At 65.7% G+C, this 13,381-nt stretch carries 11 protein-coding genes and 1 pseudogene; 5 read left to right on the top strand and 7 right to left on the bottom strand.

Translation table 11 applies throughout. The features are described 5' to 3' along the window. Nucleotide 1 precedes the first annotated feature (1 nt). Complete coding sequence (locus GGR13_RS06465) at nt 2–1,009, bottom strand: FecR family protein (protein WP_221230446.1); 1,008 nt, start codon at nt 1,007–1,009, stop codon at nt 2–4. A gap of 12 nt (nt 1,010–1,021) precedes the next feature. Continuing rightward, entirely contained in the window at nt 1,022–1,513 is a 492-nt protein-coding gene (locus tag GGR13_RS06460; RefSeq protein ID WP_183212679.1) for an RNA polymerase sigma factor, read from the bottom strand. Nucleotides 1,514–1,613: 100 nt separating this feature from the next. On the opposite strand from GGR13_RS06460, the gene GGR13_RS06455 reads away from it, so the two are divergent. The 3 genes and pseudogenes from GGR13_RS06455 to GGR13_RS16920 form a co-directional block, all read left to right on the top strand. Beyond that, a complete protein-coding gene (locus GGR13_RS06455) occupies nt 1,614–1,847 on the top strand; it encodes a helix-turn-helix domain-containing protein (RefSeq protein WP_183212678.1) in 234 nt (77 codons plus the stop codon). Nucleotides 1,848–1,940: 93 nt separating this feature from the next. Next, on the top strand, nt 1,941–2,144 hold the full coding sequence (locus tag GGR13_RS06450; protein WP_183212677.1) for a helix-turn-helix domain-containing protein: 204 nt from the start codon (nt 1,941–1,943) through the stop codon (nt 2,142–2,144). A 145-nt stretch (nt 2,145–2,289) separates the two neighbouring features. Then, a pseudogene (locus tag GGR13_RS16920) lies at nt 2,290–2,583 on the top strand (hypothetical protein); the annotation flags it as partial. Here the strand turns inward: GGR13_RS16920 and GGR13_RS06445 are convergent. Continuing rightward, a complete protein-coding gene (locus GGR13_RS06445; protein WP_183212676.1) occupies nt 2,479–3,282 on the bottom strand; it encodes a hypothetical protein in 804 nt (267 codons plus the stop codon). The pseudogene GGR13_RS16920 and the gene GGR13_RS06445 sit on opposite strands and share 105 nt — an antisense overlap. 88 nt (nt 3,283–3,370) lie before the next feature. Between GGR13_RS06445 and GGR13_RS06440 the strand changes: the two genes are divergently transcribed. Together GGR13_RS06440 and GGR13_RS06435 are read left to right on the top strand one after the other, a co-directional pair. Next, on the top strand, nt 3,371–4,516 hold the full coding sequence (locus tag GGR13_RS06440; RefSeq protein ID WP_183212675.1) for a DNA cytosine methyltransferase: 1,146 nt from the start codon (nt 3,371–3,373) through the stop codon (nt 4,514–4,516). 4 nt (nt 4,517–4,520) lie between these two features. Continuing rightward, nucleotides 4,521–5,510 (top strand): DUF4928 family protein, encoded by a 990-nt coding sequence (locus GGR13_RS06435; RefSeq protein ID WP_183212674.1) that lies wholly within the window; start codon nt 4,521–4,523, stop codon nt 5,508–5,510. Between the two features lie 251 nt (nt 5,511–5,761). On the opposite strand, the gene GGR13_RS06430 is transcribed toward GGR13_RS06435, so the two are convergent. The 4 genes from GGR13_RS06430 to GGR13_RS06415 all read right to left on the bottom strand — a co-directional run bounded on the left by GGR13_RS06430 (nt 5,762) and on the right by GGR13_RS06415 (nt 13,363). Next, nucleotides 5,762–8,905 (bottom strand): UvrD-helicase domain-containing protein, encoded by a 3,144-nt coding sequence (locus GGR13_RS06430; RefSeq protein ID WP_183212673.1) that lies wholly within the window; start codon nt 8,903–8,905, stop codon nt 5,762–5,764. Then, nucleotides 8,905–11,571 (bottom strand): PD-(D/E)XK nuclease family protein, encoded by a 2,667-nt coding sequence (locus GGR13_RS06425; protein WP_183212672.1) that lies wholly within the window; start codon nt 11,569–11,571, stop codon nt 8,905–8,907. Before GGR13_RS06425 ends, GGR13_RS06430 begins: the two co-directional genes overlap by 1 nt. 86 nt (nt 11,572–11,657) lie before the next feature. Beyond that, nucleotides 11,658–13,010 (bottom strand): ThiF family adenylyltransferase, encoded by a 1,353-nt coding sequence (locus GGR13_RS06420; RefSeq protein ID WP_183212671.1) that lies wholly within the window; start codon nt 13,008–13,010, stop codon nt 11,658–11,660. After that, nucleotides 13,010–13,363 carry a hypothetical protein gene (locus GGR13_RS06415; protein WP_183212670.1) on the bottom strand — a complete coding sequence of 118 codons (354 nt, stop codon included), beginning with the start codon at nt 13,361–13,363 and terminating at the stop codon, nt 13,010–13,012. The genes GGR13_RS06420 and GGR13_RS06415 overlap by 1 nt, the downstream gene beginning before the upstream one ends. Nucleotides 13,364–13,381: the final 18 nt, after the last annotated feature.

Genomic DNA, 13,381 nt, shown 5'->3' with positions numbered 1-13,381 from the left:
TTCAGACCCCGGCTGACCCTTGAGCCGTTCTGGATTTATTTTCGTCGGACGACAGAAGCACCGACCCGTCCGCCTGCGCCGTGGCCCTCAGACCGAACACCGCCGAGGCCGTCGAGACGAACGCCTCGCGGTCTCCGGTCCTGAACACCCCGTTCACCGGCTCGCCGTCCCAGGTGCCCGGCTCCAGGATCACCTTGTCTGTCAGATAGCGGTTAACTTCCGACACCGCTTCGGCCATCGGCGTGTCCCGGAACACGATCCGTCCGTCCGTCCAGCCCGTCACGCTCTCGACGTCCGCGGCGCGCGCATGGACACCTGAAGGCGTGACCTCCACAGACTGCCCCGCAGCCAGCCGCCGGGTCGCCCTACCCTGCCCTTCGGTCGCTACCTCGATGACGCCAGAAACCAGGGTCACGCCAACCGAGCCAGCATCCCGCCGCACGTCAAACACAGTGCCCAGGGCCCGGACCTCGGTCAGGCCTGCCTCGACGACGAACGGTCGACGTATATCACGCGCGACGGTGAACATTGCCTGCCCCTGCTCCAGGTCGACAAAGCGAGCCCCGCGTCCGTAACGCACCCTAACACGCGACGCGGTATCGAGCCGCACCGACGACCCGTCGGCCAGCTGAACCAGACGCTGCTCACCGATATCGGTCTGATAGACGTTCCGTGTCTCGAACCAGGACCAGCCGCTGAAGGCCAGCGCACTGCTTGCTGCTAAGGCGGTCAGTCCCCAAGCCACCTTTGGCAGCGCGGACGACCGCTTCGATGATCGGCGGGACAACGCCTCGTGAATGGCTTGATCAGCCACCGGATCACCAGCCAGCTTGCCAACAGATGTCCAGGCGGTCTCCACCCGTCGATAGGCGTCGGCGTTCGCCGGATCCGAACGCCAGGTGAAGAACGCCTCGAGGGTTTCGGTGCTCACGGAGGTACCACCGAGCCGGCTGTGCCAGCGCGCCGCCTCCGTTTCCGCCGTACCAACCCGAACCTTTGGGTTGTTCATGGTGCGCCTCATCTAGCGCCGAAGCTGGGCGGCACAGTGGGCCAAGGCCTTGGTCATGCGCCCCTCGACGGTTTTGGGACTGATCCCCAACTGCTCTGCGATCTGTGCATTCGACAGACCGACGATCCTAGATAGCACAAAGACATCACGGAGCGGCACTGGCAACCCAAGTAGGAGCTGTTGTGCCAACACCTCTGTCAGCTGCGAGGCCTGCTCGTGCCGTTCGACAAGGGCCTGCATTGCATACTTCTGTCGAACGCCGCGCTTCAGGCCCATGTTTCGCGCGACGTTCGACGCGATCGTTAAAAGCCATGCCTTCGGGTGATCTATGTCTTCCAGCAGTGGATGCGGCACCATCCGTAGCCACGTCTCTTGGGACACTTCGTCAGCCTCGTCGGCACCGTATCGCTTAGCCAAGCGATTCTTCAGCCACTCCGAATGACGAACATAAAGCTCCGTCGCCGTCTGGTGCTTGATCACTGGATGAGAATTGTGAACGGCCATCTTCCACACCGACCCGGGCAAATCGGGTGTTATGGTGAGCAACATATTGCTAGCTGTATAGCACCTTTTCTCGTTGGCCCGTTTAGCCGACCCATCGGGAATGGATTGGAAGGCTCAACTAGGGACCAATGTATTGCGCTTTAGGACGCAGCAAGGCTTGTCTCAGCAGACCCTAGCAGGCAACGCCGAGCTTTCGCTTCGGTACCTTGCTGGAGTGGAGAGAGGCGAAGAGAATCCGAGCTTGGAAACCATTGTCGCTATTGCAGATGCCATGAGTATCGAACCTGCCGATCTCTTCGCAATAACCTGCGGCGACGGCATTGAAACCACCTGATCAATTTGGACTTCAAGGCCGCCTTTCTGAGGCAACATATTGCTAGCCCTATAGCACCTTTTCTACTCAGCGGGTTCCAACGATCCATGGCATATGGATTGGAAGGCGCATGTCGGCAGGAACATACTGAAGTTCCGGAATGTCCAGGGTTGGTCGCAGCAGACTCTGGCCAACGAAGCTAATTTGTCGATTCGATTTGTGGCAGGCGTTGAGCGCGGGGAAGAAAACCCGAGCTTGGAAACCTTGATTGCCATAGCCGACGCGCTTCAGGTGAAGCCTGCGCAGCTTTTGGACTAGTTGCTTGTGGCTTCGCTGAGCGGAACGCGAGGCACAGCTAATTGCAGGCAGCCGTTCTCGGGAGTCGCGAACGCGCCAACAGCGGAAATTGGCTCGACGCCAAAGAGCAGACGTCCACTAAGACTCGAGCGGCAGGTCCTTCGAGGAGCGTGAGGTGATGACCACCACCTATCTGGCGCTCACCAAAGGATCGGCCGCCACGGATGACACGCATCGCCAGATCATTCTCACGGCGCTCTTCCGCAACTCCTCGGACGGCATAGTCAAGGACGACAGCGGGTTTGACCCCTCTCTCGCCGCGATCCTGGCGTGCGGGGATGGGCGGCCGTACGCCCTAGCGATCGTTCTCCGACAGGGTCTCCAGCGCGAGGCGGGCGAACACGGAAAAGGGTTCCAACCGCTCGGCGTGCAGAACAAGGATCCCCTCTTCGTTGCTTAGGGACAGGCCGGACCCGGCCAGCCAGTCGCCAAGGTGACGGGGTGCCAGATTCTGCAGATAGAAGCGCACCAACGGATGCGGTCTGGAATGATGGGCTCCGAGGACGCCGCCGTTGCAACTCAGAAACGGATGCGCTCCGGAGGCGATCAGGGCCACCGTCGCGGCGGCGACGCCCACGTCCAGATGCCAGAGGGCTTCAACATCGTCCTGAACCTCCCGATTGGCGAGGAACGCTCGTTCGGCGGCACCGGAATCCGGCGCGCCCCGGAACTGACCCAGGAGTTGATCTTCTCGTGAGATGCAATCGGCAAGATCGGTCACGCTCAGGAAACTGAGATCAAGGTATTCCTGATTGCCGGCGAGGAAGCCCTCGTCTTCCGCGGCTTCGATTTCAGCGACCGACAAAACGGCCAGACCTGTCAGATCCAGCGCCTGCCCCGCTGCAGCGCCGTGAGTCCCCATTTGTTGATCGTCGTCAGCCATGCCGACCATGCGTCCTCCTAGTTGAGAGCCTAGGGCGTCCACAGGAGTCGAGTAAGAAGAACAAAAAAGGAACTGGACCTTGGCTGACCGCGGCGCCAAAGTGGCGCCATGAGCGAATCTCCATCCGCGCCCGCCACCTTCGACCGCCTCAATCTGCGCCTGCCGGGCGAGGTGTTCACTGCCATTGATGCGGCCCGGCTGGCCCGACCGGGCCATGTGTCGCGTAACACTTGGCTAACCGAAGCGGTGCAAGAAAAACTTGCACGCGATGGTTGGACCGTGAGCGAGGCCGTGGAGCGTCGACATGGGTAGCTTCTACGAGTTCTTCGCCGGCGGGGGCATGGCCCGGGCCGGACTGGGCGAGGACTGGACCTGTCTGTTCGCCAACGATTTCGACCCTAAGAAGGGCGACGCCTATCGCGCCAACTGGGGCGACGCCGGCGAGTTGCAGGTCGAGGACATTCGCAAGCTGAACGCCGCGCACCTTCCGGGATCGCCCGACCTCGTCTGGGGCAGCTTTCCCTGCCAGGATCTTTCGCTGGCCGGCGTGGGCGCGGGCCTGGCGGGCGAACGCTCTGGCGCCTTCTATCCGTTCTGGGATGTCGTCCGCGGACTCGCCGCCGACAGCCGCTCCCCAAAGCTCGTCGCGGTGGAGAACGTCTGCGGCTCTTTGACCTCCCATGGCGGCGAAGACTTCAAGGCGATCTGCAAGACCTTCTCCGAGGCCGGGTACCGATACGGCGCTCTCGTGATCAACGCGGATCTGTTCGTTCCGCAGTCGCGCCCTCGCCTCTTCGTCATCGGCGTTCGGAACGATATGGAGCTGCCTTGCGGGCTGACGTCGCCTCGGCCCTCCGAACCGTTCCACACCAAGGCTCTGCTGCGCGCGGTCGATAGCCTGCCGCCCAAAGTCCGGGCAAACATGGTGTGGTGGAATCTGGCGGCCCCGGAAGCCCGCAAGGACGTGTTCGCGGATCTGATCGAAGAGACCCCCGACAGTGTGGATTGGCACACCCCCGCGGAGACCAACAAACTTCTCGCCATGATGTCCAAGGTCAACAAGGCCAAGGTCGATGAGGCCAAGAAGGCCGGTCGCCGGATCGTCGGCGGCGTCTACCGCCGCACCCGCTTCGACGAAAAGGGCGTGAAGGTGCAGCGCGCCGAGGTGCGGTTCGATGACGTCGCGGGGTGCTTGCGCACCCCGGCCGGCGGCTCCAGCCGCCAGACCATTCTGGTGATCGATGGCCCAAAGGTTCGGTCGCGTCTGATCTCCGCACGGGAGACGGCGCGGCTCATGGGGCTGAAGGACGATTACGTCCTGCCGCATCGCTACAACGACGCCTACCACCTGACCGGTGACGGCGTCGCGGCCCCGGTCGTTGCTCATCTGCGGCGCGAGATTTTCGAGCCGGTGCTGGCGGGACCGGTTCCCTACGAACAGGCCGCCTGACGGCATGGCGTCCGAAGAGCCCGGGGCAAGTCCGACAGACGCCCCGCAGTCTCAGGACGGTCTCACGGGCCGCCTCGCGGCCTTCGCTGATGAGCACGCCATCCGCTCCAAGGGCGCCCTGGGCCTGCCCTTGGTTGTGACCGACCACGCGCGGACCATGGGCCTTCCCCTGGATCCGGCACGCCTCCGCACGGAGAAGGAGGGACAGGTTCTCGGGCTCGGCAAAGGCAAGGTCCAGCAGGTGCTCGCCCGCCACGGCATCGACCGGGTGCTCGCCGAAGAAGGCGGCCGAACCAGCCGCGGCTCCATGGGCAAGATGACCGCCTACGTCGCCCTGCTCAATGAGCTTTATGCCGAAGGCGACAGCGCGCTCGACCTGGACCAGGTCGAGGCGTTCTGGATTTCCAGGGTCCAGCTCTTCTTCGCGGGCAAACCGCTGGTCATGCGACTCGATCCGCAAGCCAGCTTGCGCACCGCCTTCCGCAATCTGTTCGAGCAGGCCGGAGTCCGTCAGCGCGAAACGCCCGGCACCATGGTCGTCGGCACAGTGCTCCAACATCTGGTCGGCGCGAAACTCGAAGGGGCCTACGGGCAGGTGGAGCATCACTCGGTCTCCACCAAGGATGAGGGTCAGTCACGTCCTGGCGATTTCTCAATCGGGGATCTGGCGATCCACGTCTCGACCGCCCCAGGCGAAGCCCTAATCCGCAAATGCCAAACCAACCTGTCCGGCGGGCAGCGACCTGTCATCCTCACACTGGGGCGGGGCGTCACCTTGGCGACCGGCCTGGCCGAGAATGCCGGCATCGCCGATCGCATAGACGTGTTCGACTCCCACCAGTGGCTCGCCGCCAGCGCGCTCGACCACGGCGGCGACAGTCCGCAGGCCCGCGCTTACGAGATCGGTCAGTTGCTCGAGATCTACAATCGGATCGTCGAGACGACCGAAACCGATCCGTCACTCAAGATTATCCTCGCGACGGGTCGGGTCTAATCTCATACGGCTGCTTTTTGCGCTAGGAGCGGACATTGGCTCGGCGTTGGGAAGTGGACTTCCACAGCAAGTATTCTGCCGCACACCCCGGAAAAAGTGTGGCCAGCTTCAACGGCGGCCCTCCCGACCTACATCAACCAATTAGCTCATCCAGGTCGTTCGGGACCACTGACGTCGATCCGGCCTCGCCGACATTTCATAGTCTGTCTGGGGCAGGTGCTGAAGAGCGCCGACCAACGATCCGTCCGAGATCAGCCTCGCTCAACGCGCAGCAGGGCCCCTACGACGGGCATGTGAATCCACAGATCGTCACATGCCGCGCCAGTGGCGGTCGCGATGGCTTCACCGTAGAGACCGACCTGTGGCGCATAACCGAGAGCGCGATCGTCCCAGGTGTTGAAGGCACCAGGGAAACTCTTGTGGTCGAGAATGGAGGCGCCAATGGCGTGTCGGACCAGAAGGTCGATCCGCCCCTGGACGATCTGGTCCCCGACTCGCGCCCGAACCGGGCTTTCGCGCAGTATCTCGCCGCCGGGCCATCGGTTGGCAAGCCACGTCTGGAGACGGGTCGAGGCCTCGATCGCGTCTGCGGCGGAAAGAGCCGGAACGTTCCAACGACCGAGAATGGCATCCGCATCGGCGAGGCGTTTGTCACGGTCCCTGACCGGATCGTCGTAGGCGAGGATGGCGTGCAGGGCCTCGCCCAAGGCGGCCATGTCGGTCACTCCGTCGATCCCGAGCCTCGGCCCAAGGACGATCCGCTCGGTCACCCGCCAGCCTTCACCGGTCGCGCCGCTTGGCTTCACAAAGAGGGCTGAGGCCGGCGGGCCGGCAGCCGCCCGCACCGTGACATGAGGCGCCTGCGGGTAGCGGGCGCTCGAACCGTCGTCGGCCGCAAGAACGCGAACGTCGGCAACGAAGGTCTCGTCGCCCACCCCGATGAGGTTGTCGTCAACGGCGGGCGGCGTGAGATGGGGACTCGCGTCAACCTCGTCCAGGACTTTAAACCAGGATGGACTTTTTGGCGGCGCGGCAAAAATCAGATAATCTCGCGCCCGAGTGACGCCGACGTAGAGCAGGCGGGTGTCCTCCTGCACGGCCCTGCGCCAAGCCGCCTGCCCAAACGCCGAGTTGGCAGCCGCGACCTCGAGCGCGCTGCCGCCGCCGGCCAGGTCGTAGGGCCAGGGCCAGAAGCGGATCCAGCGGTTAGCCAGCGGGTCTCGCCAGTCCATCTCGCCATCGACCTCAGCTGAAGGTTCGAACAGGCGGGCCTTCGGCTCCCAACCGAGGCCGACAAGCAACGTCATCGGCCACTCCAGGCCCTTAGCGCCATGATAAGTCATCACCTGGATGGCGTCCGCGGCCAAGCTCGGCGGGCGCTTCGGATCTGCGCCGTCGAGAGCCAGAATGAGGCCGGGAAGCGTGGCCGGGGCGCCCGACGAGGCGCACTCCGCTTCATAGGTCCGGGCGAACCCGCGCAGCGCTTCCAAGTCGTCAAAGCGGATCGCAGTGTCGCCCCAGCGCTCGATGCGAGCCATCACCTCAGGCTGGGCCACGACGGCGTCTACCAGCTCGGCGGGTGTCAAGCTAAGCGTTTCCGTCCTGACGGCGGCTAGAGCCGCAGCCACAGGCACGAGCGCGGACAAAGCTCCCTCGGGGTCTGCATCCGCGGCAGCCGCCAACCAAGCGTCTGACGCAGGGTCATCCGAGAAAAACCGGGCTAGCTCGGCTAAGGCAAGGCGATCCGAGGCGTCCGCAATCCACCGGCAGCCTGCCAGGACCAACTCGACATGTGGGGTCCGGGCCAGTCCGCTGCGCTCCACCGCCACCGGCAGGCCGGCTTGGCTCAGGGCTCGAGCGTAGCGCGCCACGTCGGTGTTGGTGCGGCAGAGGATCGCGATGTCGCCAATCGCGAGAGGACGGTGTTCGCCTGATCGGTCCTCGACCAACCACTCGGCGCCGTTCTCCAAGCTTGCGACGATCTGCGCCGCGAGCGCCTTGGCCTGCTCGTCCACCTTGCCAGTCAAGGTCCACCAGCCCAGCGCGGTCCGATCGAAGCCGGTTTCGGACCGGTTCGTGCCGGCGAACGCGTGGCTGGCGGCAGGCAGCCCCATGCGCTCGAACGATGGGGTAAACAGGGCGTTCGAAAGCTCCACGATGCCCGTACGGCTGCGCCAGGATGTCGCCAGCACGTCGGTCGAATCTCCTCCGGCCGCTGCACCAGCGAAGGCGGCCTGCGTCAGGTCTGTATCGGCGCCTCGGAAACCATAGATGGCTTGCTTGGGATCACCGACCCAGGTGCTCTCCTCGACCAGACCCGCCAGCGCCGTAAACACGGCCAACTGGAGGGGGCTGGAGTCTTGAAACTCGTCGACATATACCCGGCTGATCCGCTCCCTCAGTCGCCCAGCCATCGTCGGGTCGCGCAAAACCTCGAGTGCGAGCGCCTCCTGATCGGTGAAGTCCAGCAGGCCGCGCTGAGCCTTCCACTCTTGGTAGGCTGCCAGCGCTTCGGCCGCGCATTCAAAAGTGGAGTGGATGAAGGCCTTCGTCTCCTCGCGCAGGCGCGGGTGCTCGGCGTGCCGTCCTGCCGCAGCGCTCAGGGCGGTTATGGCCGCCGCGAAGGCGGGTCCGTCCTTCGTCGGGGCGCACTCCGCCTTGGACAGTCTGGCCCAGGCCGGCCAGGACAGGGTCTCTCCACGGCTTGCGCGCTGGTGGGCTGCCCGGATGACGTCCATGGGCTTTTTGGCCTTCACGCTGAGTTCGGCGGGCCGCGCGGCCATCGTCGCGGCGAGAGCATCCTTTAAGACCGCGTCGAGAGCCGCGCCGTCCGGTGCGGCCAAAGGCTGTAGCGACCGGTAGGCCTCTATCGACCGGTTGGCGGAGGATCGCACACCGTCGGCGTCCAGGCCGTTGGAACGAGCGAGATCTACGATCCGGCGCACGGTCCGACGCCAGTCCGGCCCCTCTCCGCCCGTGGGCGGACGCGGATCGTTGTAACCGAAACGTTCCGCCAGCTCGTTCAAGACAGGCGCATGGGCGGCGATGGCACGGTCCGCAGCCATCGAGAAAATGAGAGATTCGTTCTCCGCGCCGATTACGGCGGTGGACGGTGACCGCCCGAGATCCAAGGCGAACTCCGAGACGATCTGGCCGCAGACGGCGTTGACCGTCCCGAAGCGGGCTCCCAGCAGGCGGGCGGCGGCCTCGGTCTGGCCGTCTCCGAAGAGCCGCGCCCGGGCGCGCTCGACCAGTTCGTCGGCGGCCTTGATTGTGAAGGTGGTGGCGACGATTTCCTCGGGCGGCCGCGTGGCGACCTCGGCGGCGATGTCGCCGACGATCCGGGTGGTCTTCCCCGCGCCGGCGGAGGCGGTCACGGCTGTCAGCTTGGTCATCAATGGGCCTCGACGTTGATGCGGCACAGGCCGGTGAGGTCGCAATAGCGACAGGGGGCTTCCGGGACCTTGAAGCCGAGGTCGGTCGGCCGACCCACTGCGGAGTCCGGCAGACCGGCGGCGACGAGGACGCCTTCGCTGGCGAGCGCCGTCCAGGCCGCCCAGTCCTGGACGACGACCCGCAGAGTATCGCCGTCCGAGCGCGCCGCATCGACCGGATCCCCGGTCAGGAAGGAACCTGTTCCGGCGACCACGCGCCTTTGGCGCAGCAGAAAATAGCCGCCAGGCGCAACGGCGCCGTCGGCCCGGGCCAAGGCGTGATAGACTGCGAGTTGCACCGCCGCGCCGTCGGCGACCAAGGACACGTAGCGGCGCTCGGACCGGGTCCACTTCAGGTCGAGCACCGCGACCTCGGCGCCGCTGCGGACCATCAAGTCGATGCGACCGGTGAGCGGTAAGTTGCCGAAGCACCCCTCACGCGAAAGCTCCGCGCCGACGACTTCGAGTCCGCGCTCATGAAGCAGGCGGACGAGCGCCTCCATCGCAGCGGGCACCTGCTCGCGGGCGGCCGCAAGTTCGCCTGCGTGTTCGGGCTGGGCCAGCGGGGCGGCCATAGCGGGCAAGAGTTCGTCGAACAGCGTCGAAGCAGATACGCGCACGCCGCTGAGGGGCGGGGGCGGACCGGGCGGCAGAAGCCGACGTGCGATCTCGTGGGCGAGAGTGCCGAACAACTGGCTGGCATCTGGCAGTTCGGCATGGCGTCCTCGCCGCAGACCGAGAACGTCTTGGGCAAACCAGCCCATCTGACAGTTCAACAGCCGATCCAGGGAGGTGGCGCTCTCCACGCGACTGTCGAGGGTTGGCGACAGGTCGGCGGCAACCGTCCACTGGGGCACGCCCTGTGGGGGCTCGAGCGTATCGACGGGTGCGCGGGAAAGGCGCCGTCGCGCCAAATCAATCACAGGCTCGGCTAGCAGCCGCTCGCCCTGAAATAGCACGCCGTCCGCTGCGCCGTGGAGAATCGGGCGAAGCTGGTGCGCAAGCGGATGGGCGGTCGTCTGCTCGCCTCCGGCCAGCGCCGGCCGCACAAACAGCATCTGCTCGGCGGCGTTCATCAACACGCCCACATAGCCGGCTCCGATCCGCGCCGACACGTCGGCCGGGCTTTCCAGCGTCACACCAGCCGCAGCGAGCGTCTCGCGTTCCGCCCGGTCCCATCGCTCGGGCGCGACCTTATCGCCGGGGCCGGCAAAGCCCCACCAGATCACCCGTGTCGCCGAACCCCAGAGGGCTCCGGGGGTACGAACCGCACGCAGCGCGCCGGACTCGGCGACGTGCGCGGGGTTGGAGACGCCGTCGGTCAGGATCTGCCCGATCATGCGTTCCAGCAGAAGGGCTGGGATTTCCTCAAGTTCAAGTCGGGTGGCGGCGTCGACCACGGCTCCCGCAGCCGAGGCGACGCCCAGCAGTAGCGGGTCCTGCCCGCCCGCATCGGTCCGGATGGCCCAGGCGGCGACGCGGCCCGCGACCTCGCGGACGGCCTCGATCGGCATGCCGACAGTCCGGTCGTGAAGCCCGACCTCCGTCCAAGACCGCCACTGGACCAGCGTCCGGTCTGTCTTGCCCCGGGGATCTTCGTGGCCCTCGTTCAACTCGAGTAGCCTGGCCTCCAGGCCCGTCCAGGTCTCGAGCCAAACGGCGCCGCCGATGCCAGGCTGCTCGGCGAGAGTCCTGGCGAGACGGCGGGCGGCCCATCGGGCGATCGGCGGACGCGGCAGCATCATCAGGTCGAGCAGGGCGCGAGCGTTGAACGGCCGCCAAGCTGACGCAAAAGCCAGAGGCAGGACCTGCAGGGCGCCCCGCCAGGGCGAGGCGGCGGAGAGGCCGAGCGCCGGGAGGCCGCGGGCCTTGAGGGCTCGGTCCAGCAAAGCGGTGTCGCCGTCGGGCGCGAGGATCACAGCGTCCGCTGGCCCCGCCGCCAGCCAGTCCGCCACGGTCTCGGCAGCCATGAGCGCGGTATCGGACTCAATCACGACGAGCGAGCCGTCGCCGGCCAGAGGCTCCCGCGGGCCACCGCCCAAGGCATTCTGTACACGGCGAAGATCTGAACCGGCCGCGGCAAGCGTAGGGAGGGGGCAGGCGCCGATCTCCACGCCAACCGCTTCGAGTGCGTTTACTAGTCGCGCGAGGATCGGAGGCAGCAAGAGGCGTGGTTCGACCAGGGTGATCGATACGATGCGGAGACCGGGCCGGGTGGCGAGATTGCGGGCGGCGAGCGCGGCCCGATCGGACAGGCCCGGAGGCAAGGGCAATCCCGCTTGGTCGGCGTCGGCCAGATCATCCACCCGGGGCGTACCGATCCGCTGTCCGGACCAACCGCCGGCCACCAGAGCGTCGCGCCAGTCCAGCAGGGTTCCCGCCGTGGACCAGGCGTCCTTCTCGAACGATCGGTCCCAGAACTTTCCGGGACCGGCGACGCGCAACTTGGTCAGCCAGGAGGCGACACGGACGGGGCGGGAAACCGTCGGACCTCCAAGGCCCAGCTGAGCCTCGATCAGGCCGACAAGACCGTGCGGTCCGACGACTCCGTCGTCGAGATCCCCTGTGATCGCTGCTGTTTCCGGCCAGGTACGACCGTCAGCGCCAAGCCCGAAGACCAGTTTCATTTGTCGCTCCCCGTTCTCGCGAACCTACTGCGTTCAATGTGAAATCGCCACCGGTGCGTGTATCCCCATGGGACGTGCCGGTCATTTCACCCATGACGGCCAACACTGCCGTGCGTCGTCGACTTCAGACCAGGACCTGAAGACAAGGCCGTGAGAGGTTCGGTTGGCACTCCGCAATTCAGAACGTCGCAGCCAACAGGGCAATCGGCGTGCGCCGATAACCCCATATTGGCATAACTCCAGCCCTCGGGCCGCAACGGGCTGAACCATGTCTGGTCGCCGACCAGAATACGGTCTTCCTGCCGGAACAAGAGCCGCACGGCGAGGAGCAGGCCTGCCCAAAACGATACGAAGGCCACTGTCGGGATCGGGCCGTCCGTGTCGCCCGCCACCGGATGAAGACAGCCCACGCAAGGCGTCGTCGCGTCGTGCGACGAGATCTGGACAGCGAATCCGGCCGTAGCACCGACCCCTAGCCAGTCAGGTCGCTGGCGCTGGGCCGCCCAGCGCGAGGGGATGTCGTCCACACCCAGCAGCACGACGGCGCCTAGGAACTGACTCTCGCGGTAGCGCTCGACCACCGGTTGGATTTCAAGGCTGTGGCCATATCGCGCCAAGTCTTCGACCTTCGCCCGGCCGACACCGGAGCGAAGCAGTAGAGCGTTGCGGTTGAGATTGCTGAGAGCGGACTCGTCATTATCGATGACCCGACAGCGACCGAGAATGCCGGGCGTCCGGAGGAGGGCGAACAGGGCCGCGTTGGCTATGGCACCGCCACTGATCAGATCAAAGACGCCGACATCGGGCGCCGGGCGCGCGGCGGCAGGCGTCAGATCGATCACGGCCTCCGTCGCCGCGGCGAACATGCGATCATAGGCCTGGCGGCTCCGCGCGAACGGTGCCAGACCGCGCATAACGACCTTGAACGCCTCGCTCGCAGCCAAGGCGCCGGCCGCCATGGCTCCGAACGGTTGGGCGGCGGCGGTCCAGTCCCGGGGCGAGTCCGCCGAAAGGCTGGCGGACCAGTCCGACGCACCGATGTAGAGGACATCGGTCCCCGCCGAGGCCTGACCCTTGCCGAAGACCACGGCGAAATGCACGGGCTCCGCCGGAGAGCCGATCTCGATCGTTCGATCGGGAAGAAGATCGGCGCCGGCGCGGCGCAGGGCGTCGTGAAGGCGGGTCTGCGCCAGCGGTGGCTGAGGCTCCGTCATCGATGCGTCCGGGCAATCGATCCAGACCCGGTGGCCGGAACGGGCCATCAGCAGGGCGGCAGTGATGACCGCTGTCCGTCCCGAGGCGGTCTCGACGACGCTGGAATCCGCTGAGATGACCACGGTCAGCCCGGCCAGCGCATCGACCAGCATCGGTTCCGCGACATCCTCCCGAAGTTCGGTGCGTATCAGCAGAGTGGTGCGGTTGAGTGCTTCGGCCAGCATCAGACAATCTCCAGGACATCGGCGATCCGAACCTCATGGAAACGGCCATCTGGCTCGATCCGGGCAAGGAAGGCATCGGTGAAATCCGCTGGCCCCATGGCGAAGCGGGGGATGACCAGGCTGAGGAAGCCCGGTGTATGGATCAGGGGGAAGGCGTCGTCCGTCGTCGAGTGGTAGGCGGCGCCCGGGTGGGTGTGGACTTGGACCCTGACTCCGCAACCCGTGTCGGCCAGGTTCAGCCAGAAAGCGGTCAGCCAATCATGGTCGACCTGGAAGCCGACAGCGCTGGCGGTGTGCTTGGGATGCCGGACCTCGCTGACGTCCGAGGGGTGGGCCCAAGGGCCCACCCACAAGGACTGGCATTCCCGGCG

The organism is Brevundimonas variabilis, from assembly GCF_014199945.1.
Classification (GTDB): Bacteria; Pseudomonadota; Alphaproteobacteria; order Caulobacterales; family Caulobacteraceae; genus Brevundimonas; species Brevundimonas variabilis.
This window is presented reverse-complemented; position numbering and strand designations above follow the sequence as displayed.

What these genes read in the sequence shown, in the direction of transcription:
- GGR13_RS06465 (WP_221230446.1), bottom strand. Translation starts at nt 1,009, where the DNA reads ATGAACAACCCAAAGGTTCGGGTTGGTACGGCGGAAACGGAGGCGGCG.
- GGR13_RS06460 (WP_183212679.1), bottom strand. Translation starts at nt 1,513, where the DNA reads ATGGCCGTTCACAATTCTCATCCAGTGATCAAGCACCAGACGGCGACG.
- GGR13_RS06455 (WP_183212678.1), top strand. Translation starts at nt 1,614, where the DNA reads ATGGATTGGAAGGCTCAACTAGGGACCAATGTATTGCGCTTTAGGACG.
- GGR13_RS06450 (WP_183212677.1), top strand. Translation starts at nt 1,941, where the DNA reads ATGGATTGGAAGGCGCATGTCGGCAGGAACATACTGAAGTTCCGGAAT.
- GGR13_RS06445 (WP_183212676.1), bottom strand. Translation starts at nt 3,282, where the DNA reads ATGGCCCGGTCGGGCCAGCCGGGCCGCATCAATGGCAGTGAACACCTC.
- GGR13_RS06440 (WP_183212675.1), top strand. Translation starts at nt 3,371, where the DNA reads ATGGGTAGCTTCTACGAGTTCTTCGCCGGCGGGGGCATGGCCCGGGCC.
- GGR13_RS06435 (WP_183212674.1), top strand. Translation starts at nt 4,521, where the DNA reads ATGGCGTCCGAAGAGCCCGGGGCAAGTCCGACAGACGCCCCGCAGTCT.
- GGR13_RS06430 (WP_183212673.1), bottom strand. Translation starts at nt 8,905, where the DNA reads ATGACCAAGCTGACAGCCGTGACCGCCTCCGCCGGCGCGGGGAAGACC.
- GGR13_RS06425 (WP_183212672.1), bottom strand. Translation starts at nt 11,571, where the DNA reads ATGAAACTGGTCTTCGGGCTTGGCGCTGACGGTCGTACCTGGCCGGAA.
- GGR13_RS06420 (WP_183212671.1), bottom strand. Translation starts at nt 13,010, where the DNA reads ATGCTGGCCGAAGCACTCAACCGCACCACTCTGCTGATACGCACCGAA.